Origin of the sequence: Paenibacillus terrae (assembly GCF_005217525.1) — a bacterium.
GTDB lineage: Bacteria > Bacillota > Bacilli > Paenibacillales > Paenibacillaceae > Paenibacillus > Paenibacillus terrae_C.
The window spans coordinates 1103739-1129938 of record NZ_PNXQ01000016.1; the positions used below are offsets into that span (position 1 = coordinate 1103739).

25 protein-coding genes and 1 other annotated feature are annotated in these 26200 nt (G+C 48.9%); of the genes, 1 reads left to right on the forward strand and 24 read right to left on the reverse strand.

The window, feature by feature from the left end:
• Positions 1–123 precede the first annotated feature (123 nt).
• The 10 genes from C1I60_RS24615 to lspA all read right to left on the reverse strand — a co-directional run bounded on the left by C1I60_RS24615 (position 124) and on the right by lspA (position 11208).
• Positions 124–288, reverse strand: a complete 165-nt coding sequence (locus tag C1I60_RS24615; protein ID WP_014282411.1) for a hypothetical protein — start codon at positions 286–288, stop codon at positions 124–126.
• Between the two features lie 129 nt (positions 289–417).
• On the reverse strand, positions 418–1059 hold the full coding sequence (gene pyrE / locus C1I60_RS22720; protein ID WP_137063752.1) for an orotate phosphoribosyltransferase: 642 nt from the start codon (positions 1057–1059) through the stop codon (positions 418–420).
• Positions 1056–1793, reverse strand: coding sequence for an orotidine-5'-phosphate decarboxylase (pyrF, locus tag C1I60_RS22725; protein WP_137063753.1), 738 nt, complete (start codon positions 1791–1793; stop codon positions 1056–1058). Before pyrF ends, pyrE begins: the two co-directional genes overlap by 4 nt.
• 124 nt (positions 1794–1917) lie before the next feature.
• Positions 1918–5136 carry a carbamoyl-phosphate synthase large subunit gene (gene carB, locus C1I60_RS22730; protein WP_137063754.1) on the reverse strand — a complete coding sequence of 1073 codons (3219 nt, stop codon included), beginning with the start codon at positions 5134–5136 and terminating at the stop codon, positions 1918–1920.
• 1 nt (position 5137) lies between these two features.
• Positions 5138–6274 (reverse strand): carbamoyl phosphate synthase small subunit, encoded by a 1137-nt coding sequence (locus tag C1I60_RS22735; protein WP_137063755.1) that lies wholly within the window; start codon positions 6272–6274, stop codon positions 5138–5140.
• Positions 6275–6337: 63 nt separating this feature from the next.
• Positions 6338–7660 carry a dihydroorotase gene (pyrC, locus tag C1I60_RS22740; RefSeq protein ID WP_137063756.1) on the reverse strand — a complete coding sequence of 441 codons (1323 nt, stop codon included), beginning with the start codon at positions 7658–7660 and terminating at the stop codon, positions 6338–6340.
• A 103-nt stretch (positions 7661–7763) separates the two neighbouring features.
• Positions 7764–8678: an aspartate carbamoyltransferase catalytic subunit gene (locus C1I60_RS22745; protein ID WP_137063757.1), complete on the reverse strand. Its 915-nt coding sequence runs from the start codon at positions 8676–8678 to the stop codon at positions 7764–7766.
• Complete coding sequence (gene pyrR, locus C1I60_RS22750; protein ID WP_137063758.1) at positions 8675–9241, reverse strand: bifunctional pyr operon transcriptional regulator/uracil phosphoribosyltransferase PyrR; 567 nt, start codon at positions 9239–9241, stop codon at positions 8675–8677. The genes C1I60_RS22745 and pyrR overlap by 4 nt, the downstream gene beginning before the upstream one ends.
• 502 nt (positions 9242–9743) lie before the next feature.
• On the reverse strand, positions 9744–10715 hold the full coding sequence (locus C1I60_RS22755; protein ID WP_137063759.1) for an RluA family pseudouridine synthase: 972 nt from the start codon (positions 10713–10715) through the stop codon (positions 9744–9746).
• Position 10716: 1 nt separating this feature from the next.
• Positions 10717–11208 (reverse strand): signal peptidase II, encoded by a 492-nt coding sequence (gene lspA, locus C1I60_RS22760; RefSeq protein ID WP_134913499.1) that lies wholly within the window; start codon positions 11206–11208, stop codon positions 10717–10719.
• Between the two features lie 237 nt (positions 11209–11445).
• Between lspA and C1I60_RS22765 the strand changes: the two genes are divergently transcribed.
• Positions 11446–12177 (forward strand): TraR/DksA C4-type zinc finger protein, encoded by a 732-nt coding sequence (locus C1I60_RS22765; RefSeq protein WP_137063760.1) that lies wholly within the window; start codon positions 11446–11448, stop codon positions 12175–12177.
• Between the two features lie 30 nt (positions 12178–12207).
• On the opposite strand, the gene C1I60_RS22770 is transcribed toward C1I60_RS22765, so the two are convergent.
• The 14 genes from C1I60_RS22770 to ftsA form a co-directional block, all read right to left on the reverse strand.
• A complete protein-coding gene (locus C1I60_RS22770) occupies positions 12208–12603 on the reverse strand; it encodes a DUF5665 domain-containing protein (RefSeq protein ID WP_434784422.1) in 396 nt (131 codons plus the stop codon).
• Between the two features lie 143 nt (positions 12604–12746).
• Positions 12747–15836 carry an isoleucine--tRNA ligase gene (gene ileS, locus C1I60_RS22775; protein ID WP_137063761.1) on the reverse strand — a complete coding sequence of 1030 codons (3090 nt, stop codon included), beginning with the start codon at positions 15834–15836 and terminating at the stop codon, positions 12747–12749.
• 76 nt (positions 15837–15912) lie between these two features.
• Positions 15913–16199: a binding site (T-box leader), on the reverse strand.
• Between the two features lie 167 nt (positions 16200–16366).
• Positions 16367–16876, reverse strand: a complete 510-nt coding sequence (locus tag C1I60_RS22780) for a DivIVA domain-containing protein (protein WP_014282424.1) — start codon at positions 16874–16876, stop codon at positions 16367–16369.
• 170 nt (positions 16877–17046) lie between these two features.
• Positions 17047–17829, reverse strand: a complete 783-nt coding sequence (locus tag C1I60_RS22785) for a YlmH family RNA-binding protein (RefSeq protein ID WP_137063762.1) — start codon at positions 17827–17829, stop codon at positions 17047–17049.
• An 8-nt stretch (positions 17830–17837) separates the two neighbouring features.
• Positions 17838–18095 carry a YggT family protein gene (locus tag C1I60_RS22790; RefSeq protein ID WP_014282426.1) on the reverse strand — a complete coding sequence of 86 codons (258 nt, stop codon included), beginning with the start codon at positions 18093–18095 and terminating at the stop codon, positions 17838–17840.
• A 7-nt stretch (positions 18096–18102) separates the two neighbouring features.
• Positions 18103–18555, reverse strand: a complete 453-nt coding sequence (locus C1I60_RS22795) for a cell division protein SepF (protein ID WP_137063763.1) — start codon at positions 18553–18555, stop codon at positions 18103–18105.
• A complete protein-coding gene (locus C1I60_RS22800) occupies positions 18546–19247 on the reverse strand; it encodes a YggS family pyridoxal phosphate-dependent enzyme (RefSeq protein ID WP_137063764.1) in 702 nt (233 codons plus the stop codon). Before C1I60_RS22800 ends, C1I60_RS22795 begins: the two co-directional genes overlap by 10 nt.
• An 8-nt stretch (positions 19248–19255) precedes the next feature.
• The gene (gene pgeF, locus C1I60_RS22805; RefSeq protein ID WP_137063765.1) at positions 19256–20140 is read right to left on the reverse strand and encodes a peptidoglycan editing factor PgeF; all 885 of its coding nucleotides are present in this window, start codon (positions 20138–20140) and stop codon (positions 19256–19258) included.
• A gap of 96 nt (positions 20141–20236) precedes the next feature.
• Entirely contained in the window at positions 20237–20581 is a 345-nt protein-coding gene (locus C1I60_RS22810) for a YlmC/YmxH family sporulation protein (RefSeq protein ID WP_170970873.1), read from the reverse strand.
• Between the two features lie 118 nt (positions 20582–20699).
• Positions 20700–21482, reverse strand: coding sequence for an RNA polymerase sporulation sigma factor SigG (gene sigG / locus C1I60_RS22815; protein WP_007431182.1), 783 nt, complete (start codon positions 21480–21482; stop codon positions 20700–20702).
• Between the two features lie 96 nt (positions 21483–21578).
• Positions 21579–22319, reverse strand: a complete 741-nt coding sequence (sigE, locus tag C1I60_RS22820) for an RNA polymerase sporulation sigma factor SigE (RefSeq protein ID WP_137063767.1) — start codon at positions 22317–22319, stop codon at positions 21579–21581.
• 116 nt (positions 22320–22435) lie between these two features.
• A complete protein-coding gene (gene spoIIGA, locus C1I60_RS22825; protein ID WP_137063768.1) occupies positions 22436–23398 on the reverse strand; it encodes a sigma-E processing peptidase SpoIIGA in 963 nt (320 codons plus the stop codon).
• A 196-nt stretch (positions 23399–23594) separates the two neighbouring features.
• On the reverse strand, positions 23595–24719 hold the full coding sequence (gene ftsZ, locus C1I60_RS22830) for a cell division protein FtsZ (protein ID WP_137063769.1): 1125 nt from the start codon (positions 24717–24719) through the stop codon (positions 23595–23597).
• Between the two features lie 67 nt (positions 24720–24786).
• Complete coding sequence (gene ftsA, locus C1I60_RS22835; protein ID WP_137063770.1) at positions 24787–26058, reverse strand: cell division protein FtsA; 1272 nt, start codon at positions 26056–26058, stop codon at positions 24787–24789.
• Positions 26059–26200 lie beyond the last annotated feature (142 nt).

The following is a 26200-nucleotide window of genomic DNA, read 5'->3' on the forward strand; positions in this document are numbered from 1 at the left end:
AAAAAAATATGTATATTCACGCTACATTTACATAAAACAGCGGCGTTAATTAATATACAACATTTTCTTGTGTTTCGTCAATAGTTTAGAGAAAATTTTTCTTTTTAATTTTTTTTTATGAATCTAGGGAATAAACCGGACGCCATAACGTCCTTTGCGCGAGCGGTACACCTCCACTGCGCGGGGATCGTTGTAGCCGTACATCCAGCCGTCGTGCTCCAGCCTTTTTGCCAGACAACCTGCCTGAAATTTGGTCGTGTACAGTCTGCCGTAGTAAATCCAATACATCCGAACTCCCTCTTTTCACATGATGGTAGGAGTTAGTGTAACCGGATCGAATTCGAATTACACGGCCTGCATCATAACAATCTGCAACGAGTATGAGTCGCTTTAATAAATGGCCCCGTATGCTAAGCCTTATTTGCCAAAGGAGGCCGGGTCCTGACGCCACGAACGCAGCAGCTCCAGTTCTTCCTCCTGAATCGTTCCCTCACGCAAGGCAACGTCCATCAGAGCCGTGTAATTGGACAAGCTTTGCAGCTTCACACCTGCTTCTGCAAAGGCTTGAGTCGCTTTATCAAGCTGGTAGCTGAAAATAGCGAGTACAGCTAACGGCTGGGCGCCTGCTTGCTCTATGGCCTGCGCTGCTTTGATGGAGCTGCCGCCAGTAGAGATGAGATCCTCGATAACAATAACCTTCTGTCCCTCACTAATCCGACCTTCGATCTGGTTCTCTTTGCCGTGTCCTTTAGCTTTGTCCCTTACATACGCCATCGGCAGATTTAGCTTTTGCGCCACCCAGGCAGCATGAGGAATCCCCGCTGTAGCCGTGCCTGCTATGACTTCGGTTTCAGGGTATTGCTCACGGATCACAGCAGCGAACGAATCAGCAATCAGCTCGCGCACCTCCGGGTAGGACATGGTCAGGCGATTGTCACAGTAAATAGGCGATTTAATGCCGGATGTCCATGTAAAAGGCTGCTGTGGACGCAGCGCTACCGCCTGGATACGTAACAGATGGGATGCAATTTGCTCGGGGATATTATTTAATGTAGTCATACTTGGTTCATCTCCTCAATAATGTGTTCCGCTGCGGCACGCGGGTCTGCTGCAGCCGTGATGGGGCGTCCAACGACGATGTAGCTGCTACCCTGGGCGATGGCCTGTCCAGGTGTCACTACACGTGACTGGTCGCCTGTAGCGCTGCCTGCCGGACGTATGCCAGGGGTAATCGTCTTGAAGTCCGCCCCGCATACAGCGCGGATTGCAGGCACTTCCAACGGGGATGCCACTACTCCGTCCAATCCTGCCTCACGGGTCAGTTGTGCGTATCGAACGACCGCATCCTGTACCGTACCAGGAATACCTATCTCCTGGTTCATAGTTGTCTGATCCGTACTGGTTAGCTGTGTAACAGCAATAATGAGCGGCATGGCAAGCGAGCTGTCTGCGGAAACTGCTGCTTCGGCCCCGGCCTTGGCGGCTGCCATCATATTTCTTCCTCCGGCAGCGTGTACGTTGAACATATCCACACCCAGGCGGGTGATGCTCTCCGCACCTCCCCGTACGGTGTTGGGGATATCATGCATTTTCAAATCCAGAAATACGGAGTATCCTCTCGCCTTTAGCTGCTCAACAAAGGCGGGCCCTGCGCTATAAAACAGCTGCATGCCTACTTTTATATAACAGGGAATACCCTCCAGTTGTTGAATAAGCCGCTCTGCCTGCTGCGCATCCGGGTAATCTAACGCGACCATCAACCGTCCTGCCATCTGCTGAAATGCTTCGTTCATCGTCCTGCATCCCCTTTTCACGTCAATTCGGGTACATTTGCCCGTGATAAAGGACATCCGTCAGCCGAAGCTGATGAATGTCCTTTCCTGTACTACTTATTTTTCATCCTCTATTCGTATCGCGTTAGTGGCTCAGAACCGGCATGGATTCGGATGTAAAGTTAATCGTCTCCAGCATTCTCAGCAAAGCGCGTACAGTATCCAGCGAGGTCATGCAGACGATGCCGTTCTCAACCGCTTCACGGCGAATACGGAATCCATCACGCTCTGGCGTTTTCCCCTTGGTCAGCGTATTGAAGACAAAGTTGGCTTCACCCGTACGGATCATATCCAGAATGTTCGGGGTACCCTCGCTCAGCTTGTTGATCGTCTTCACTGGAATGTTAGCCTGCTCCAGCGCAGCCGCCGTTCCACCTGTTGCAATAATTTTGTAGCCCAGTCTGTAAAAGCCCTGCATCAGTTCCACTGCTTCTTCTTTGTCCTTATCCGCCACCGTGATGATGATCGCTCCGGTAGATGGGATTTTCATACCAGCACCCACGAGTCCTTTGTACAACGCTTTGGCGTACTGAATGTCGCGTCCCATCACTTCACCCGTCGATTTCATTTCCGGCCCCAGGGTCGGCTCTACACGGCGCAGCTTGGCAAAAGAGAATACCGGAACCTTGACCGAGACATAATTACTTTCAGGCCATAGCCCTTCTGTATAGCCCGCATCCTTGAGTTTGCCGCCCAAAATGGCCTGTGTCGCCAGATTCGCCATCGGAATATTCGTGACTTTGCTCAGGAAAGGAACCGTCCGCGAGGAACGCGGGTTGACCTCGATCACATACACCTCATCTTGATGAATGACGAACTGGATGTTCACCAGACCGATCGTTTTCAATTCCTTGGCGATGCTGATCGTGATTTCCACGATTTTTTGCTTCAGCTCGTCAGACAAGTGTTGCGGTGGGTACACCGCGATAGAGTCACCTGAGTGAACCCCTGCCCGTTCCACATGCTCCATAATGCCCGGCACCAATACCGTTTCGCCGTCACAGATGGCGTCAACCTCAACTTCTTTGCCCAGCATGTAACGGTCGATCAGTACGGGATGCTCAGGGTTGATTTTAACAGCTTCTTCCATGTAGCGCAGCAATTCCGCATCGGAGTAAACAATCTCCATAGCACGTCCGCCGAGGACGTAGGATGGACGCACCAGCACCGGATAGCCCAGCGCTTGAGCAGTTCCTACCGCTTCATCAACCGAGATGACCGTGTTGCCCTTAGGCTGTGCAATAGCCAGACGTGACAGCAACCGCTCAAACTTTTTCCGATCTTCCGCTTCGTCGATACTTTCCAGACTCGTACCCAAAATGTTCACGCCTGCCGCACTAAGCGGAGCTGCGAGATTAATGGCTGTTTGACCGCCGAACTGGACGATAACGCCAATCGGTTTTTCCTGCTCGATGACGTTCATGACATCCTCGAAGAAGAGCGGCTCAAAGTAGAGACGGTCAGATGTGTTAAAGTCCGTAGATACCGTTTCAGGATTGTTATTGATGATCACTGCTTCATAGCCCGCTTTTTGAATGGCCCATACCGCATGTACGGTGGAGTAATCAAATTCAATCCCTTGCCCGATCCGAATCGGCCCGGAGCCGAGTACGATGACTTTCTCTTTATTGGATGGAATCACTTCGTTTTCCACCTCATAAGAGGAATAATAGTACGGCGTTGTAGCTTCAAACTCGGCTGCGCATGTATCTACCATTTTATAGACAGGACGCAGGTTGTGACTCAGGCGGAACTCACGTACCTCGCGCTCGGTTGTCATGCTGCCACCCAGTTGGCCCAGACTGCGAACCTCGGCGATGGAGCGGTCCGTAAAACCATTACGTTTGGCCTGATAGAGTGTTTCGTAGGTCAGTTCGGATTCTTCAGCCATTTTGGCTTCGAACTTGACAATGCCCTCTACCTTGTCGAGGAACCACCAGTCAATTTTCGTTAAATCCTGAATTTCCTGCTGCTCCCAGCCGCGACGGAATGCTTCAGCTACCAGGAACAAGCGCTCATCATCCGCTTTAATCAGGCGCTCCGTGAGCACCTCATCCGACAGTTGATCGGCTCCCTTAAGATGCAGACGGTGTACACCGATTTCCAGCGACCGTACCGCTTTGTGGATGGACTCTTCGAACGTGCGACCGATAGCCATCACTTCGCCAGTTGCTTTCATTTGCGTGCCTAGCTTGCGGTTGGCAGAAATGAATTTGTCGAACGGCCAGCGCGGTATTTTGCTCACAATATAATCCAGTGTCGGCTCAAAGCAAGCATATGTTTGCCCCGTTACCGGGTTCACGATTTCATCCAGCGTGTAGCCCAGCGCGATTTTGGCAGCCATTTTGGCGATTGGATATCCAGTCGCCTTGGAAGCCAGCGCCGAGGAACGACTCACCCGCGGATTTACTTCAATGACATAGTATTGATAGCTGTGTGGATCAAGCGCAAACTGCACATTACACCCGCCTTCAATGTTGAGGGCGCGGATAATTTTCAGGGAAGCAGAGCGCAGCATCTGGTACTCTCGATCTGACAGCGTCTGACTCGGCGCTACAACGATACTGTCGCCAGTATGTACGCCGACTGGATCAAAGTTTTCCATGTTGCAGACAACGATACAGTTATCATTGCCGTCACGCATAACCTCATACTCGACTTCCTTCATGCCTGCGATGCTTTTTTCCACCAGACATTGTCCAATGGGACTGTAACGCAAGCCAGAACTTACCGTCTCACGCAGTTCTTCTTCGTTCGCACAGATCCCGCCGCCTGTTCCACCCAGCGTATAAGCCGGGCGAACGATGATCGGATAACCGATTTCGTTAGCAAAATCCAGCGATTCCTCTAGCGTTGTAACAATAACGCTCTCAGGTACAGGCTGTTCCAGCTCACGCATCAAATCGCGGAACAAGTCACGGTCCTCGGCTTTTTCAATCGAAGTCAGCTGTGTTCCCAGTAGCTTGACGTTTTCACGCTCCAGTACTCCGGCACGAGCCAGCTCCACCGCCATATTCAATCCTGTCTGTCCTCCCAGTGTAGGAAGCAGGCCATCCGGACGCTCTTGACGGATAATTTGTGTTACAAAATCAAGTGTAATCGGCTCGATGTATACTTTGTCCGCCATGTTCGTGTCTGTCATGATGGTTGCCGGATTACTGTTGATCAGCACTACCTCGACGCCTTCTTCTTTGAGCGCTTGACAAGCTTGTGTACCAGCGTAGTCGAATTCCGCAGCCTGACCAATCACGATAGGGCCGGAACCAATTACGAGTATTTTTTTAAGTTCTGTATTTTTCGGCATATTAGCGCTCTCCTCTCACTGCGGCGGCGATAGCAGCCTGACGCGGTTGCTTTGGATGATTTCTTTTGTGCTCACGGATCATGTCCAGAAAGCGGTCAAACAAGTAGCCGTTATCGTAAGGTCCAGGCGCAGCCTCCGGATGATATTGCACCGAAAACGCGGGATACTTGGTATGCTTAAGACCTTCAATCGTTTTATCGTTGTTATTAATATGCGTCACTTCAAGCTCGGTTCCTTCGATCGAACCCTCATTCACGGTGTAGCCGTGATTTTGTGAAGTGATGAAGCAGCGTCCGCTCTCCAGTTCCTTCACAGGATGGTTACCGCCACGATGACCGAATTTCAGTTTCTCCGTATCCGCTCCCGAAGCTAAGGCAAACAACTGGTGTCCCAAGCAAATTCCGAAGATCGGATATTCTCCTAGCAGTTCAGCCACCGTGCGTACGGCATGCGGTACGTCTTTGGGATCTCCAGGGCCGTTGGACAACTGAATTCCGTCCGGGTCCAAGCGACGAATTTCCTCTGCCGTTGTATCATGCGGAACCACTACTACGTCGCAATCCCTTTTATTCAGTTCACGCAAGATACCGCTCTTAGCGCCGTAGTCAATCAGTACGATCCGCTCCCCGTTACCAGGGCTGCTATACGGATGAGGCGTGGAGGTCAATGGAACCTGATTACGCAGTTCTTCAATCGTCAGGTTAGCCATCATTTCTTTCAGTTCTTCCACAGGCTGAGTGCCCGTCGTCAAAATGCCCTTCATCGTGCCGTGATGGCGAATAATCCGGGTAAGCATGCGGGTGTCGATGTCGCTAATGCCAATGATGCCATATTCCTTCAGCAAATCGTCCACGCTGTATTGGGCACGCCAGTTGCTTGGCACCGGCTCGTAACGTCGAACGGCAAAGCCATGCACATAAGGCCGCACCGACTCGAAGTCATCCCGAGTAATTCCGTAATTGCCAATCAGCGGGTAAGTCATTGTTACGATTTGTCCGCAATAAGAGGGATCGGTCAGTACCTCCTGGTAGCCTGTAATCCCTGTGTTGAAAACGACCTCGCCTGTTTTTTCACCGTCCGCACCAAATGCTGTGCCTGTAAACAGCGTGCCGTCCTGAAGCAACAATCTTGCCTGCATCCCGTCTCACTCCTCTGTATGTTTTCCTGCTATAAGGTTCTATTTATAAAATGATTTGTATTTTTAGTTTGCTTGGTCAGCCGACCAAACCAGTTTGCCGTCTACCCAGGTTTTTACGGGCCAGCCTTTGAGCTTCCAGCCTGTAAAAGGGGTGTTGCGTCCTTTGCTGGCAAATGCTTGCGGGTCAACTGCCTGCTCCTGCTCCAAATCAATCATGGTCAGGTCCGCAGGTGCTCCTTCTTCTAGACGCCCTGTGTCGAGGCGGAAGACACGTGCCGGGTCAGCCGTCATGCGCCGCACCAGAAAGTCGAGCGTCCACTGTCCGGTAGCTACAAATTTCGTGTATAGCAGCGGGAAAGCTGTTTCAAAGCCAACGATACCGAAAGGTGCCAGTTCCAAGCCTTTTGCCTTCTCTTCTTCGCTGTGTGCCGCATGGTCGGTTACGATGATGTCGATCGTACCGTCCTCCAGTCCCTCGATGCAGGCCTGCACATCACGCGGGGAGCGCAGCGGAGGATTCATTTTCCAATTCGCATCCAGCCCCGGAATGTCTTCATCCGACAATACCAGATGGTGTGGACATACCTCAGCCGTTACCTTGATGCCAAAAGATTTTGCGTGGCGAATCAACCGCACTGACTGCTCTGTGCTGACATGGCATACATGATAGTGTGCCCCGGTTGCCTCAGATAGTAAAATGTCCCGTCCGACGTGAATCGCTTCGGATTCGTTCGGAATGCCTTTAAGTCCGTGACGCTTGGCAAATTCGCCTTCTGTCACCGCCGCTCCTTCAACAAGCGTGTTATCTTCGCAGTGAGCAATAACCGGCATATCCAGTGCTTTGGCCCGCGCCATGGCGTCCTTCATCATTTGCGCGCTTTGCACTCCGACACCGTCGTCAGTAAAGCCGATTGCGCCTGCTGCTTTGAGCGCTTCAAAGTCCGTCAGTTCCCGTCCCAGCTCGTTTTTCGTAATGGCTGCGTAAGGAAGTACCTTGGCAAGCCCGGCGTCCTGCCCCTTTTTCAGTACCAGTTGAACCGTATCCGCATTGTCTGTCACCGGGCGTGTGTTCGGCATGCAGGCAATCGTCGTAAATCCACCTTTCACCGCCGCACGGCTGCCCGTTTCAATCGTTTCTTTATATTCAAAGCCAGGTTCTCTCAGATGCACATGCATGTCGATCAAACCGGGAATCACCAGCTTGCCTTGGGCATCGATTTTTTCGACTTGGCTCTCCTGCTCGGATGTCCCTTCTTCCACGAGGAGACTAACTCCAGCGTCCGCATTTACGATTGCCAGGATTTTTCCGTCCGCGATGAGAATAGATTTCAGTTCAGCTTCGCCCTGCTCGTTCAATACGCTTGCGTTCATAATTAATTGGTTCATGTAAAAAGTTCCTCCGCTCAGGTTTTCTGCAACTTTAGCCGCTGCTTGTTATGCTTTGCTTTAACCGTTACCCATGCTAATTCCGTGATCCTGCTGACAGCTTCTACAGCTTCATTGCCCGTTCCATAACCGCCATGCGGATTGGAACCCCGTTTGCCATCTGCGGGAAAATCCGTGATTGCTCGCTTTCCACGACTGCACTGTCGATTTCCACATTCCGGTTCACTGGAGCCGGATGCATAATGATCGTTCCGGGTTTAAGGTTGGCTGCTCTTTGCTCTGTCAAGCCGTACTGCTCGCGATACTCATCCGCTGAGCGCAGCATCCCTTCGGCGTGCCGTTCCAGCTGTACCCGAAGCATCATAACTACGTCTGCCTGCAATGCCTCTTGCATCGGTATATAAGGCGCGTGCGCCGCAAGATCAGATGCCTGCATATTGTCCGGCGCGCAGAAGCTAACCTGGGCTCCAAATTTTTGCAAGGCCCACAGATTCGATCGAGCCACACGGCTGTGCAGAATGTCTCCAATGATGGATACTCGCAAGCCTTTTAGCTCGCCGAAAGTCTTGCGCATCGTGTACAGATCCAGCAACGCCTGCGTTGGATGCTCGTTGTTGCCATCACCGGCGTTCACCAGTGGAACACTGACCTTCTCAGCAAGCTCTTGCAGCACTCCGGCTGGCTTCAGCCGAATGACTCCTGCGTCGATACCCATGGATTCAAGCGTGCGTACCGTGTCGTAGATGGATTCCCCTTTTTCCACACTGGAGGCCGCAGCGGAAAAGTTCAAAACCTGAGCGCCTAAGCGTTTTTCCGCCATTTCAAAAGAAAAGCGGGTGCGGGTGCTGTTTTCAAAAAACATGTTAGCCGCAAAGCGTGATTGTAGCACTGGAACCAGCTTTTCCGGCTGTGATTCCCAATAATGAGCGCGATCCAGAATGGACTCGATTTCATTCCGGCTAAGTTCTTTTAATCCGAGCAGGCTACGTTCTCTAAGTTGACTGGTTGTTGTAATCATGCCTGTTCCCCCCGGTTCTGGTTGATCGTCACTTCGTCCTTACCGTCCGTCTCCTGAAGCGCAACTACGATTTCCTCGGATTTGGAGGTCGGGATGTTCTTGCCGATGTAATCTGGACGAATCGGCAGCTCACGGTGTCCGCGATCTGCCAGCACCGCCAACTGGATCATTTGCGGTCTTCCGCAGTGCATCAATGCGTCCATCGCCGCGCGAATGGTACGGCCTGTGTACAGCACATCGTCGAAGAGAATGACTTTCTTATCATGAACCGATACGTCAGCGGGATTCATCAAAAGCTCTTTTCCATTTCCCTTGGCTTCGGCATTGTTCCCCCGGTCATCACGGTAAGCTGTGACATCCAGTTCCCCCCATGGAATCGGAGCGCCCTCAATTTCAGCGATTTTTGCAGCGAGACGCTGCGCCAGATGAACCCCTCGCGTTCGAATGCCTACCAGCACACAATTGTCAATGCCTTTGTTTTTTTCCAAAATTTCATGTGCAATCCGTGTTAAAGCCCGGCGAATCGCAATTTCATCCATCAGTACATGTGTTTCATTACTCATGCTTCCAGCCTCCTCAGGTTATGTTCCCTTCAGACCTGGTCCCGTGTTCGGATACAAAAAAGACTCCTTGCCCAAGTTTGGCAAGGAGTCTCGTATGAACAGTCTTCCACCGTTCTCCGATCTCTCGGATACACTGAAGACATGCCGCCGCAGCGGATGCACTGATCAGTGATCCATTCACGTTACCTTGCCAGCCTCACGGGACTGATTTAAAGGTGCTATTCAGGATTTCCTTTATCCAGCTTCTCATAGTACAAGATGGCAAGCCATCTTTTGGACAAAGTTCATCGCAACTACAAGAAGTATGACAGATTGAAAATCACGTGTCAACACCTGTTCAACCGGAGCCACCGGAAGCACTTAAATAATTATACAACTTTACTGTATAATTATCCATAGTTGTTTTTACATATGCCAGCCCAATAACAAAAATAACCGCCAATCAGGCGGTTATGCTTAATCATTATTCAGGTTTGTGAATACGAATGCAATTCATCATGGATTACCGACTGCGTAAGGATGCCAGTACATCTTCCATATCGGGAGGAATCGGTTTGCTGAACTCCATATACTCTCCAGTGGTGGGATGCTTAAAACCCAATACTGCAGCATGCAGTGCCTGACCGTCCATACGGACCCCTTTGCTACGTCCATACATCGGATCACCGACCAACGGGTGCCCAATAAATTTCATATGCACGCGGATTTGATGCGTGCGCCCTGTTTCCAGTTGAAGTTCCAGCAAGGTATAATCCCCCAAACGCTCAATCACGAGAAAATGGGTAACTGCATGCTTGCTGTTACGCTCTGTCACCGTGAACAATTTGCGATCCCCCGAATCACGCCCGATGGGAGCATCTACCGTCCCCTGATCATGACTTAGATGGCCGTGAACCAGCGCTATATATTTGCGAGTGACACTGTGGTCCTTGAGCTGCTCTGCGAGCGAGGCGTGAGCCTGATCATTTTTGGCCGCCATCAGTAGTCCTGATGTATCCTTATCAATACGATGGACGATACCTGGACGCAATTCTCCGTTAATACCGGAAAGATCGTGACAGTGGTACATGAGCGCGTTGACCAGTGTTCCCGAAGAGTGTCCCGGCGCAGGATGTACAACCAGACCACGTTGCTTGTTAATGACAATGACGTCCGAATCCTCGTAAACAACATCCAGCGGAATATTTTCCGGTACAATATCTACACTCTCCGGCTCAGGTACGGATAATGAAATTCGATCACCTTCAGCCAGCTTGTAATTCGCTTTGATCGCTGTCCCGTTCACCAGCACTCGACTGTTCCCGATCCACAATTGAATCTGGGAACGGGACACATCCTTCATTTCTTCGGCGATATATTTGTCTATACGTGTTTTGGCATCCCCGGATTCCGCTGTCCATTCCAGAGATTCACCCTCCAGTTCGTCCTCATAAGACAAACCTGTGGCTTCGCCGTTTTCGTTTACTTCTTTCATGCTATGACTTCCCTTCAATGCTATCACTGCCATTACCTTTGTTCCGACGCGATTCCAATAATGTATCCAAAATAATCAGTGCTACACCAATGACAATCGCCGAATCTGCCACATTAAAAATCGGAAACGTATAGCTTCCAAAATTGAATTGAGCAAAATCAACCACTTCCCCTGAAATAGCCCGATCCAGGAAGTTACCAACCGCGCCTCCAAGTACCAAACTTAATGCAACTGGAAGCAATTTCTGCCCGGCCTTAACCGTTTTCCGCAAGTACCATATGATACCAATCACCACCACAATCGTAATCACGATAAACAGCCAACGCTGGCCTTCCAAAATCCCAAAAGCGGCTCCCCGGTTACGATGGGACGTGATTAGAAAGAAATTGCCGATGACGGGTATTTGCTCGTACAATTCCATGCGCGTAGCCACCAAATATTTGACTCCCTGATCAATCAAAAAAATAATTAGCGCAATACCAAAATAAATCACAGTCCTTCGTCACTCCGATCTGCTTATATCCGTTGTCGAACCCATTTATTGTAGCATAAGCCTTCTCAGATCGTCCACGAGTCCCCCAAGCTATTGGGCCTAGATTACGAATGAAATCAACTCCAGCGAATTTGATCAGAATTTCCTATGTAAAAGAGGTCTTCCCGGTGCAAACTACAAGGAGCATAACCGACACAGCACACGCGCAGGTTAAACCTAGAATAAGGAGAGGATTCCATGTCCCCATTGACGGAGCAACAATTGCAGGGATTGCGTAACGAACTGCTGGAACGTAAAAAAGAAATTGAGCATCGTTTGCAGGACAACGATCATTATGGACTCGGCGATTCCCAACGCGATCAGACCGGCGAGCTTTCCCCTATTGATAATCATCCGGGTGATTTGGCTACCGAAACGTATGAGCGAGCCAAGGACATTTCCCTATTGGAGCACGACGAATTTCAATTAGAACGCATCGAATCAGCCTTAATGGCAATGGATAAGGGAACCTATGGCATTTGTGCAGCCAGCGGCAAACCAATTCCTTATGAGCGTCTGCTAGCTGTTCCCTATACCATTTACTGCAAAGAATACAGCCCTGAAACAGAAGTTTCCAACCGACGCCCGGTGGAAGAGGAATTCCTCGCTCCCGCATTCGGCAGAACAAGTCTGGATGAGCGTGAAGATCAAAACGGCTTTGACGGCGAGGACGCCTGGCAAATCGTTGAAAGCTGGGGTACATCGAATACACCAGCAATGGCTGAAAGTGGAGAAATTCATAGCTACGACGATATGGAAATTGAGGCCAACGATGATAATATGGGCTTTGTAGAGCCTTACGAAAGCTTTGTAGCCACAGACATATATGGAAAAAATGTATCGGTTGTCCGCAGTTCCATTTATCAGCGTTATCTGGATGATGGTGAGGGCGAAGGTCTGCTAGAGCCGGATACGCACGAAGACGAATAGTTAACCAAATCCTAATAGGTAAACAAGTAACTAGTAGGTGTTTAGCTGCAGTTGTCGTTGCACAATCCGTACAATATCAGCAATATAATCACCGATGATCGGCAAATTCAGCGCTCCCAACACTTGCAACACATAGATAATGGTCGCCGCGAAAAAAGTAAATCCAAGCGCGATCCCGAGCCCCCGGGACAGACCTGATATTAAGTTTAGCCATAGCAATCGCCAAGGCTTGTTGAGCAACAGGGCATAATCAGCAATGCGGCTGCGCTCCAACTGCTGCGACACTGAACGCACCAGCTTTTCTACACGGCTTAGCTGGTCAGCCTGATCACCTGCTGTACCTTGGTCTGTGGCTACGCTCCCCCTACTTCCTCCGTTCATGCCTTGGCGGCTTCTGCCCTGTCTGCGCCTTGATCGTGCGGTCATGCACAATCCCCCTTTTCCCCATGCTGCCCTGAACGCAGCAAACGAGCCGAAGCATGTAACGGAGATCATCCATCCGTTCCAATGCTTAGGCTCGTTTTTTTATATGCTGCCTGTTATTGTATTATGGGACAAGGGTCTTGTAATTATTCCCCAATATGCACACCGATAGTTTTACCGTTCACTTCTACGCGTTCCACAGGCTCGGCTTGACCAAATGTCACTGTCGTTACCAATACGTTCTCACGCAACACCGAATCGAAGTTTTCGATCGCCTGACGCAGCTCACTATCAACATCCAGCGTAAGTGCCACATACTTTTCAATCGGCAGATCCAGCTTCTTACGGTAATCCTGCACCGCACGAACTACCTCACGTACCCAACCCTCTTGCTCCAGCTCAGGCGTAATGTCCGTGTTCAATGCTACGGTTAAACCATAGCCGGAAGCGGAAGCAAAGCCTTCCTTCGCTTTTTTCTCCACCAGCAATTCCTCTGCTGTAAGCTGCAACTCTTCCCCTTCTGGAGAAGCCACGTTCAGCACTCCTTTTTCCACAACCGAACGGGTGTCTTCAGCAGACATTCCTTTAAAAAAGTTTTGCAGAAAGCCGACATTTTTGCCGTATTTCTTGCCCGCTACCTTCAAATTGAGCTTCAGCGTGAAGTCTACAAAGCCGCTATCGTCCGTTTCAACATGAATATTTTTCACATTGATCTCATCCTTGATAATTTCCACATAACCACTCAGATTAAATTCCTGATCCATGGACAAAATCAATTCGGACAATGGCTGACGCGTTTTCAGCCCCGTTTCGTTGCGGACATTGCGCGCCAGTTCTACTACGCGGCGAGCCGTCTCCATGTCACGTTCCAACTCCAGATCAATCAGGTCTTCATTGGCAGTTGGATAATCATCCAGATGAACGCTTTCCCCGTTGCTCAGGTTCAGGTAAATATCCTCAGCCAGCATCGGTGTGAACGGCGCAAGCAGCTTCGCTGTCGTCAATAACACCTCAGTCAGTGTGCGGTACGCATCCAATTTATCTTCTGTAAGGCCATTGCCCCAGAACCGATCACGCGAACGGCGGATATACCAATTGCTCAGTTCATCCACGAACGACTCAATCGCTTTGGACGAGTTCAGGAAATCGTTCACAGCCAGTGCTTTGTCCACCACCAGAATCAAGCTGTTGAGACGGGACAAAATCCAGCGATCCAGCTTGTGTGCCGATGGCTTGAATGGATGCTGCGCCGGATCAAAACCGTCGATATCCGCATACAAGGTCAGGAAAGCGTGTGTATTTACGAGCGTATCTACTAGCTTCGATTTGGCTTCGCCAACAATGCCTTTGGAAAAACGTTTGCTATTCCACGGTGCACTATCGGACAACAAAGCCCAACGAAAAGCATCTGTACCGTACTCGTCAATCACTTCCCACGGATCAATCACATTCCCCTTGGATTTGGACATTTTCTGTCCCTGCTCATCCAGTACGTGGCCTGTCGCCATAACTGCTTTATAAGGGGCTTTGCCTGTCAGCATGGTGGAAACAGCAAGCAAGCTGTAGAACCAGCCACGAGTCTGGTCAATACCTTCACAGATCATGTCTGCCGGGAATTGCTGCTCGAATGTTTCATTATTTTCAAACGGATAATGATGTTGGGCAAACGGCATGGAGCCGCTGTCGAACCATACGTCGATCACTTCCGGTGTACGGGTCATTTCGTATTTGCCGCATGTACTGCGAACCTTAATTTCATCCACATATGGCTTGTGCAGCTCAATGTCGGCTGGTACGTCACCAATCGCACGTTCCCGTAGTTCAGCAATACTATGTGGAGCGAACTGCTCTCCGGTTTCCTCACAAACCCAGATATTCAGCGGTGTGCCCCAATAGCGATCACGGCTGATGTTCCAGTCCACCAATTCCTCCAAAAACTTGCCGAAGCGTCCTTCGCGTATATGACCCGGATACCATTCAACTTCGTTATTGTTGGCAATCAGTTGATCCTTGATGGCGGTTGTTTTGATAAACCAGCTGTCCATGGCGTAGTACAATAGCGGAGTATCACAGCGCCAGCAGAACGGATAACTATGCTCGTATTTTTCCTTGCTGTACAACAAACCTTTTTCCGACAGCATTTTAACAATATCCACATCACAGTCCTTCACAAAACGGCCTGCAAAATCAGTGATTTCCTCTACATAGTTACCTTGGAGATCCACCACATTAATGAATCCAACGCCATTTTCACGGCATACCCGGTAATCATCCTCGCCATGCGCCGGAGCCATATGAACGATACCTGTACCGCTGGAGTCCGTTACGAACTTCGCACCCAGAATCTGATTGCCCTTCTCGACTTGGAAATACGTAAATGGCGGAGTATACGATTGACCTACCAGTTCCGAGCCAGACAACGTGCCAATCACTTCATGATCGCCTTTAATCACGTCTTCGACGAGGTTTTTGGCAACGATGTATACACCGTCTTCCTGTTTCACACGAGCGTACTCCAGGTCAGGATTGACAGCCAGTGCCACGTGACTCGGCAAGGTCCAAGGTGTTGTCGTCCAGGCCAGTACATATTCACCACTGCTATGCAGCTTAAATTTGGCCGTGGCACTCAGGTCTTTCACGTCTTTGTAGCCCTGTGCCACTTCATGGGAACTCAGCGTTGTCTGACAATCCGGACAATACGGACTTACGCGATGACCGCGATACAGCAGATCCTTTTCGTGAATCGTCGCCAGAATGTTCCACACACTCTCGATATAATTATTATCCAGCGTGATGTATGGATGATCGAGGTCTGTCCAGTAGCCGATCGCTTCGGTCAGATCACGCCATTGCTGCTCATACTCAAACACGCTGGCTTTACATTTTTTGATGAACTTTTCAACGCCGTATTCCTCAATTTCAGGCTTATGGGAAATGCCCAGTTGCTTCTGTACACCTAATTCTACCGGCAGGCCATGGGTATCCCAACCCGCCTTACGTACGACACGATACCCCTTCATCGTCTGGTAACGGCCGACAAAATCCTTAATTACACGGCCCAGCATGTGACCGATATGCGGTTTACCATTAGCTGTTGGCGGGCCTTCATAAAATACAAAGTTTGGCTTACCCTCACGATGCGTGATCGTCTTGCGGAACGTGTCCTCCTGCTTCCATTTGCTCAGGATGCGCAGGTCGCGGGACCGTGCCTTTTCTTTGACATCTACTCTGTTCATAATGTCACTCTTCCTCTCTGTTCATCAGTTTCTGTAGCATTCTCTGAAAAAAAGCAACAAAAAAGCCCCGTCCCTGTAAAGGGACGAGACTGTGCTCGCGTTACCACCCTGATTTCGTAAACAGACCATTCTAAAAAGACTGGTCCCTTCACGACTCTCCGAGCCCTACTCAACTACAGCAGGGCGCCATTGTAACGTATGGCACACGGTGATAGCTTACACACGCCGGATAAAACTCAAGCGCTTCAGCTCACTTCTCAGGGATGATCTTCGGTCATGTTCTGAACGTTGGCTTGCACCGGAAAAAGGCCAACTCTCTGAGGGACAAAATCATGACGTACTCGTTCCCATCAACGAATTACAAATGTTAAATTCATCGGGATATTAAATCAGCAGCTTCGCTGCCCTGAATAGCAACCCATTATCTATAACGGATAACGTGATATTCAGTATAGTATTTACAGTTATAGCCTCTTTGAAGATAAAAGTCAACCCTGACGGGACCCGATCATCGCTGTCAGAAATGACGATTAATAAATTTCTTTCATTTCACGCTCGCGCTCCAGCACTTCGCGTTCACGATTTTCAAGCGCTTCCCATCCGTCCTGACTTAACAAGTCAAGCTGCGCCTCCACCAGTGTACGAAAACGTGCCCGGTAAATCGAAGCCTGCTTCTTTAGTTCCTCGACCTCCAACGCAATTTTGCGGGATTTAGATAACGCTTCATTCACAATGCGGTCCGCATTCTTTTCCGCTTCCTTCACGATGAGCTGCGATTCTTTCTTGGCGTTGTTACGGACTTCATCAGCCGCTTCTTGCGCCACGATAATCGTCTTGCTCAGCGTATCCTCAATGGTCGAAAAATGATCAAGCTTCTCCTGAACATTCAACAGCTGTGTACTCAGTTCTTTATTTTCACGGATAACGCCCTCGTAATCCTTGATCACCTGATCCAAAAATTCATTGACCTGATCTTCGTCATAACCGCGAAGCCGGCGGGCAAATTCCTTGTTATGTATATCCAATGGCGTTAATGGCATGCCGTCCACCTCCTATAAGATTGACAAAAAACATTTTCCGCGTCACGACGCTCACTATCATCTATCGGTCATCATACCCCGTTTTGTGAATGCTGTACAGAGAAAAATCGTTCCAGTTCTCCGCTATAGCTTAATTCTTTCGACAGAAAGCTCGTGAATCCTGCCACCAGCTATATAAACTTACCAATTTTGACACGGAATCGTCCTTTTTTTGTCATTCCATCTGTTTCCAGCACTTTGAAACGCCCAAATCCCTGCATGGAAATAACATCGCCCGCTTTAAGTGAAGTGGATGGATTCTCCTCCACCTTCCAATTCACCCGGCACCGTCCGGCCCGGATCGGTGCTAAAATCTTGCTGCGGCTCAGCTTGTACACATCACTGGCAATGCCATCCAGACGCAAAGAAGCCACCGACAAGTCCAGCGGCTCCAATGCAACATCCTTCGTCCGCAGATTTTCTGGAGACAACAGTTCTGTCCACACATGAACACGGTGAACCTGCTGTAAATGCATCGTAATAAAATCGCTGATCTCAGAAGCCACCAATACATGGCACCCATCGTCCAGCACATGAATATCCCCTATTTTTCCACGCTTGATTCCAAGTCCTAATATTGCACCCAGATAATCCCCGTGCTCCAGCGTGCTAATTTTATGATCATCGGACGTGACGGAAAGAACCTGAATACCCATATTCTCTCCGTCCACATACGAATAATCGGGCGCTAATAGCGCCCGCTTTCGTTCCGATGCCTCATAACCGCCATCTACCCTAATCGTGACCTTGTCTTCCTTCGAGGCAAGCGTCTCCAATATGTACAGTTGACGCGGGTCCAAAAAATCAGTCAGCTTCTGCTCATGATAAGCCCCCGCATGACTGATCCATTCGGAAGCGCGATCTACATAATCCCGTTCATCCGGGTGAAAATGCTCATAAATCTCGGTTCGCATAAGTCCTCCTAGACGAAATTGCTAATTAAAGACATCAAACCGTACGACGCAAAACGCAGAGCAATCAGTGCAACGATGGGTGAAATATCAATCATTCCGAAGATTGGCGGTATAAATCTGCGAAAAGGAGACAAATACGGCTCCACAAACTTGGCAAGTAAATCACCGATTACACTTTCTCTTGCATTAGGAAGCCAGGACATCAGGACATATGCAATGATCATGTAAGAATAAATCTGAAATAGCCAACCGATTACCTCGATCAAGAAAAGCTCACCTCATTCTGTTAAGTTCTTGTTCAGTGTCCGCTAGTATTTCCGTAATGGAGCCTTGAATTTCAACCGTATCCGGTGTACACAGGAAAATATTGTTACCCACCTTGGAAATTCCCCCGCCCAACGCATATACAGTACCACTTAAAAAATCAATGATGCGCAGCGCCTGGTCCTTGCGGATTCGTTGCAGATTGACTACGACGGTACGATGGGAACGAATGTGGTCGGCAATTTCCTGTGCTTCATCATAAGAACGCGGCTCATACAGAACAACTTTCACATTTTTCTGTGAATGGATGCTGACAACATTATTGCTCTTCTGGTTCTTACGTTTATCAAAGCTTGGGGTTTCAATTTCTTGATCTTCCGGCGTATTCATAACCTCTCGCTCTACAACTTCCTCTTCTTCCTGAAGTCCCAGGAAGTTCATGAACTTATTCATTACGCCCAATGGAAATCCTCCTCTCGTCCGACCAGTACAGAGCCAAGTCGTAACCAGGTCGCTCCTTCTTCAACCGCCACCTCAAAATCATTAGACATGCCCATCGACAGGTGAACAATAGGCTCTCTCGTTAAAGCTTGTCCATTTAACGCATCACGCAGTTCACGTAGCCCCCGAAATACAGGACGGGTATTCTCCGGGTCTGACTCATGGGGAGCCATTGTCATCAAGCCGATCACGTCCACATGCTCCAGATCGCGAATTTGTTTCAGAAAAGGTACCACCGCCTCAGAAGAAAGGCCATATTTCGAGGTTTCCCCTGAAATATTAACTTGCACAAAGGCTTTGATCCTTAGTCCAAGAGCAGCCGCCTTCTTGTCCAATTCCTGAGCCAGCGACAACCGATCAAGCGAGTGTATAAATTCAAATTTTCCAATAACATCTTTAACCTTATTGGTTTGCAGATGACCGATAAAGTGCCATGTTCCCCGGTCCCCCAACTTGCTCCATTTATCCGCAGCATCCTGCCAACGATTTTCGCCAACATGCTCCAAGCCATTGTCTAATACGGATGCCATTGCCTCTGCCGAAACATATTTCGTGACAGCAATCACATTTACTTCTTCACACGAACGTCCGCTGCGGGCACATGCCGCTTCCACACGGGCGTACACTTCTTTAATTCGTTCCTCCAAAGACACGGGAGGACTCACCTCTCTTCCAGACCAATCCAGCTCGCCATTCTCCCTGTGACGCCGCCTTCCTTGCGATACGAAAAAAACAAATCGCTTCGGCTACTTGTGCATAAGGTAGTACATTCGATACGACTCGGCAATATTCCTGCTTTCATCATAATGTGTCGATTGCATTGTTTCAAGTCAAGGAGCATTTTTCCGCCACCTAACGGGAAATAGACAGTGCCTTCCCATTTATCATTACCCGGGCAATCATGCTCCAAAACCCGAATTTGGTTCATAACATGCTCATCCACCTCGTATGACTCAGAACCAATGGATGGCCCAATGGCTCCAAGCAAATCGGACGGCTGCGATCCATATTCGGTCTGCATTGTTTGCACCATTTTCAGCGCAATCTCGGCAACTGTTCCTTTCCAGCCCGCATGCGCAAGCCCAATCACACGTCGCACCGGATCACAAAAATATAACGGCACGCAATCCGCATAAAAGGATGTCAGCAAAATGCCCGGTACATCAGTCAAGAGTCCATCTGTATCCTGAAAAGCGGATGCACGATCCACAAAGCCGCGCCCGCGGTCACCAGCCTTTACAATAGCAACATGATTACCGTGTACCTGCTCTCCACAGGTCCAGGCCTCAGGCACAAAGCCGAGCCGAGCCGCAATAAGCTGCCGATTGCGAATAACTTTCTCCGGGTCATCCCCTACATGAAACGCACAATTCAGACTTTCGTAAGGCACTTCACTGACACCGCCATGGCGTCCGGTAAAACCTGCCGTCAATCCGCGAACCTGTTTCTCCCAAGATTGAATATATAATAACTCCGGCAAAGGATGCGTGCCATCTGTCGTTGACGCGACACCCGTTGCCCCGGTATTCACTACAAACGGTTCCATTCGTTTTCACCTCTACTGCCCAGTGTACCAAAAAGCCGCCGCCGTGTCTTCACATAGCTGTCAAATGCACATATTCCTACAGCTCAAAATCACTGCTCAAAATCCCCGTCGATCATTTCGTTCCTGACGTTCGATATATAATTTTTCCTCACCATCACCCTGCGACTCATGCAGTCCCTCCAATCGTACAAGCACCACATCCGAGCCAATTTTCACAATGTTGCGCCAGGGAATGACCAGTTCGCTTCCTCCACCAAACCAGCCCATAAAACGGCTGCTGCCAGGGACAACAATGGCCTCTATTTTGCCCTGCCGTACATCAATCTCCAAATCACTGATTTGTCCCAATCGTCGCCCATCTACAATGTTAATGACATCCTTTGTTTGAAACTCGGAAATTTTCATGGCCCTTACCGACGTTTCCGGCGTACTCACACGCATCACATCCTTTATTTCACTATATGAGCGAGAGAACCCAAAAAATGTCCTTTAAACGCAAAAACGATCCACTGAGGATCGTTTTTAACAATATGCCTTTCAAGCTTCTCTTTCCTTAAGACTAAGACTTCACGTGCTTTTGCATTTGCTGTATAGCCGACTTCTCTAATCTCGAAACCTGGGCTTGAGAGATACCGATTTCATCGGCAACCTCCATCTGCGTCTTTCCTTCATAAAAACGCATGGACAATATCATCTTTTCACGCTGGCCCAGGCGATGCATCGCTTCACGCAGAGCGATTTCCTCAATCCATGAGACGTCCTTATTTCTGTCATCACTGATCTGATCCATCACATAGATTGGGTCGCCCCCGTCGTGATATATCGGCTCGAACAGCGAAACCGGGTCCTGAATCGCATCTAATGCGAACACAACATCTTCCTTAGGCACGTTCAGCGCCTCAGAAATTTCAAAAATCGTCGGTTCCCGTGAATTCAGATTTGTCAGACTATCCCGCACCTGAAGCGCCTTATATGCAATATCTCGCAACGATCGGGATACACGGATCGGATTGTTGTCCCGCAAATACCGGCGTATCTCACCGATAATCATCGGCACGGCATAAGTGGAAAACTTCACGTTTTGCGAAAGGTCAAAATTATCAATCGCCTTCATCAGGCCGATGCATCCTACCTGAAACAAATCGTCAACAAACTCTCCCCGATTGTTAAAGCGCTGAATCACACTCAGGACGAGTCGTAAATTACCGTTAACCAATTTTTCTCTGGCGGATCGTTCATTATTTTGCTGAAGTGATGTGAATAGCTCGCGCATTTCCGCATTGGTTAGCACTGGCAGTTTGGCGGTATCCACACCGCAAATTTCCACTTTGTTTCGGGTCATCGTGTCTTACCTCCCAAGGAGCAACATTAATGTACATTATCTCCTGAGGGTGTTTTTTTATTCGCCGTTTCCATCGCTTCCGAATATCCCCAAACGTCATACCATTTTGTTGAACTCTTTCCGTAAGCGCTTTATAATACGTTTTTCCAGACGCGAAATATAGGATTGCGAGATGCCTAACAGGTCAGCAACATCCTTCTGCGTCTTCTCTTCCCCGTCCTGCAAGCCAAAACGCAGCTCCATAATCAGACGTTCCCGATCCGTCAGCTTTTCCAGCGCCTTATGCAATAATTTACGGTCCACCTGCTCCTCAATATTGCGGTAAATGGTATCATTTTCCGTTCCCATCACATCGGAAAGCAGCAACTCGTTCCCATCCCAATCAATATTCAAAGGCTCGTCAAAAGAAACTTCCGTTCTCGTTTTACTATTTCGGCGCAAATACATTAAAATTTCATTTTCGATGCATCGGGAAGCATAGGTAGCGAGCTTGATTTTTTTCTCGGGATCAAAGGTGTTAACTGCCTTGATAAGTCCAATCGCCCCTATGGATACGAGATCCTCAATGTTGATTCCTGTGTTTTCAAACTTACGCGCAATGTACACTACCAGCCGCAAATTTCGTTCAATCAACATGGAGCGTACTGCTGCATCTCCAGAAGATAATTTTCCAAGCAAATACTCTTCCTCATCCCTCGTCAGCGGCGGGGGGAGCGCCTCGCTGCCGCCGATATAATAAATCTCTTCACTTTTTAACCCAAATAAAAATAAAATACGATAATATTGCAGCTGTAAAGTCAACCTAATCTTCATCTTGAATTTCATCTGTTCCTGCATGTCATTCTCCCCCTTCCGAAAATGAGACAAAATCTCGCTGAATCCCTTTGTCCGTTACCGCAATAGGCTGATTGCCATCAGACCTGATCGTGTGTCCACGATCATCATCCTGCGCTTCAAAAGCGTGCTTCCTGCTTCTGGTCCGGCTCAGCAGCCCCCTCTGCGCGTGCCGTCACATCTGGATGAATGATTGCACGATATTTTCCCTCTGCTGACAGCTTTCCCCCATCCAAGCCGATCAGCACCCGATGATGCACATAACGTGCCCCATTCATCAGAACCTCTACGCGATCCGGTTTGAGTGCGAGCATAAAGGAGTGGTTACGGTTAATGCCACGATAGGGAACGAGACGAACTCGATCCTGCCAATTGAACGATTCGTCTCCCAACTCCATCACCAGTTGATCCACATTTCCCTCAGATAGCTTGTGGAGCCAGGAAGAGGGTAAATATGTATCCCACAAGGCAGCCTCCATGACCATCACTGGTGTCCGGGTCAAAGGATCATGAAGTTGGTTCCCCGTATCCAACAAGCCTGTACACTCAATATGATCCTGTCCGATCCATACCTGAACCTCACCCAGAAATCCACTCATCCTTTCCGCGCGATGCTTTGAAGATTGCACAATACGAAAGAAAAGCATTACTCCGCCAAATGTGCATAAGATAAACCAGAATGCAATTTTCAGCTCAAAGGACATTCCACCTGAAGCCGTGTACCAGATACCATTAAACAATTCCCCCGTACTCTGGAGTAAATAATGCATCCCCAGAATTCCTCCTGCTGCTACAAAATTGATCATATAAAAAGCACCCATCGTACGAAGGTACTTTTGCATGCTGCCAAATCCAAAAGCCACCAACAGCATAATGACCGATAATGCCAGCTTAATCAGGAATGTAAATAAAAAGGACAGCTCCGGCACAAACATCATGACCACGTACATCGCACCGATGACAGCCGAAGCAAGTAGCCGCCACCACACCGGACGAATTTTTCTCATCCAGGCGGTAGCCATCAGCAGTGCAGCATCAATGAACAAATTGACCAAAAAAATGAAGTCGATGTAAACAACCAAAGGTTCACCCGCCCAGCGTTTGCAGGATAGGCTTAAGTATAGTAGTCATGCTGTTCAAAGTCTGTCTAACGATGGGGACGGTGATCGACTAATTTTGTCGATTACAACGGAATCAACCAACGAATCGAATTACAAGATACAGAAAATAGAAAGAAGCCCGCATCTCCAAGGAGAACACGGGCTATCCGATTTCAATCTAGTTATCGTTATTATTATTGCGTGAACGGTTACGTAAAAATGTCGGAATATCAAGTTGATCACTGCTCTGAGTGTTTCCGAATGGGCGCAAGTTAGGAGAACCCTTTTCCGCCGATTCAGGTGCAGCCGGGTTGGCTGCCGGTTTACGCCCCGGTGCCGGTTGGTTTGGTTTACCTTCAAAGCCAGTTGCAATGACGGTAACCTTAATCTCTTCTTTCAACTCTTCGTCAATGATGGCACCGAAAATCATGTTGACCTCCGGGTCGGATGCCGAGGTTACAATTTCAGCTGCTTCATTCACTTCGTACAAAGACAGATTGTTGCCGCCAGTGATGTTCATAATCACACCCCGTGCGCCTTCAATGGATGTTTCCAACAACGGGCTCATGATTGCCTTGCGTGCTGCTTCAGCCGCCCGATTCTCACCTGTTGCTTCACCAATCCCCATCAAAGCGGAGCCACGCTCCGTCATGATCGTTTTCACGTCAGCAAAGTCGAGGTTGATCAAACCTGGTACAGCGATCAAATCAGAAATACCTTGTACCGCCTGACGAAGAACATTGTCCGCTTCGCGGAATGCTTCCAGCATAGGGGTCTTTTTATCCACAATTTCAAGCAGGCGATCATTCGGGATAACAATCAAGGTGTCTACCTTTTCTTTTAATCCCTCAATGCCCAGCTCGGCTTGGTTGGAGCGCTTACGCCCTTCAAAGGTGAATGGTCGTGTTACAACGCCTACAGTCAGCGCACCGCATTCCTTCGCAATTTCAGCAATGACAGGAGCTGCTCCAGTACCTGTACCGCCCCCCATTCCCGCCGTCACGAATACCATATCTGCACCTTTGAGTGTGTTCATAATGAGTTCACGCGACTCCTCAGCCGCTTTTTTACCCACATCCGGATTTGCTCCAGCACCCAAGCCGCGAGTCAGCTTATCACCAATTTGAAGCTTATGCTCAGACTTCGCTAAATGAAGCGCCTGTGCATCTGTGTTAACGGTGATAAACTCCACACCCTGAACACCATTTTCGATCATTCGGTTAACCGCATTGCTGCCGCCGCCTCCGACGCCGATCACTTTAATTTGAGCCAAGCTCTCCATTTCAAAATCAAATTCCAACATACTATTCCATCTCCCCCTCAATGTGCATGGATGGCCCGTCCATGATTGGCATAATTAGCAATGAACGTTATATAAACTCACTGAACATGTTTTTTAAGCGTTCAATCAACCCCTGCTTTTGCTCACCTTCCGCAGCGGGACTGCTCTTGGTACGGTTGGTCGGCTTCTTAGAACTTCCACCGCTGCTACTGCTAACGCTCGTCGATCTTCCGCGATAGTAGCGAATAGCATTATGCAAGATGCCGACTCCGCTTGTGTAACCCGGATCCCTTACACCAATAAAGTCTGGAACAGCGATCCTTACAGAAGCAGCCAGCTCGCTTTGTGCCACCTGTAGTACACCAGGCATGGAGACGGTGCCTCCGGTAAGTATATAACCCCCCGGAAGCTCTGTGTAACCCAAGCGCTTAACTTCCGCCTGAATGAGTTGAAAAATTTCCTGTACCCTCGGCTCAATGATGGCTGCCAAGTCCTGCTGATTGAATTCCTTATCGACATTACTGCCGATACGAGTAACTTTAAAGACGACATCAGTTGCCGCATCATCATACCATGCGCAGCCGTATTTAAGCTTTACTTTTTCGGCTTGATCGGTAAGGGTTCTCAGTCCGTAGGCAATATCATTGGTTACAAATTCTCCGCCTATGGGAAGTGTAGATGTGGCAACAATCGTTCCTTCCTGGAAAATAGCAACATTTGTAGATCCTGCACCAATATCCACCAGCACCGAACCCATCACCTTTTCATCCTTCGAAAGTGACAATTGTCCGGCGCCCAGAGGCAGCAGCACCAAATCTTTGATCCTCAAGCCGCCCTTCTCAACGCAGCGCAACAGATTATGTATCGGCGTCTTGCCTCCCGTAACAATCGTAGCCTCTACTTCCAGACGAACTCCGATCATACCGCGAGGGTCCTGAATACCTTCAAGGCCATCCACGACATACTGCTTGGCTACCACGTCAATAATTTCTCTCTCTGGTGGTACTGCAATAACTTCGGCTGCCTTGAGCACACGCTCAATGTCCTCCTCACCGATTTCACGGTCCTCGTTGGACACGGCTACTACGCCATGACTATTTTGCAGGCCAATATGGTTGCCTGAAATCCCCACATACACTTCTGTTATTTGAATACCAACCATGCGCTCTGCGTGATCCACGGCGTTACGGATTGATTGCACGGTTTGATCAATGTCTACAATTGCACCTTTGCGAATCCCTTCCGAGTCGGCAGATCCAACTCCAATAATATTAAAGGTTCCATTGTTCATTTCCCCAATAATAGCCCGAACTTTGGATGTACCGATGTCCAAACTAACAATGATGTCATTGTTGCTCAAGTCTGTGGCACCTCCTGACTCCAAAATGAATTTCGTTCTTTGAACACACTCTGTACATATTCAACATACTCCATGCTTTCCCTCTTTTTTCTACAAATTTTTTAGAAGCCAATTTATGGTTGCAGTCACATAAAAATTTGAA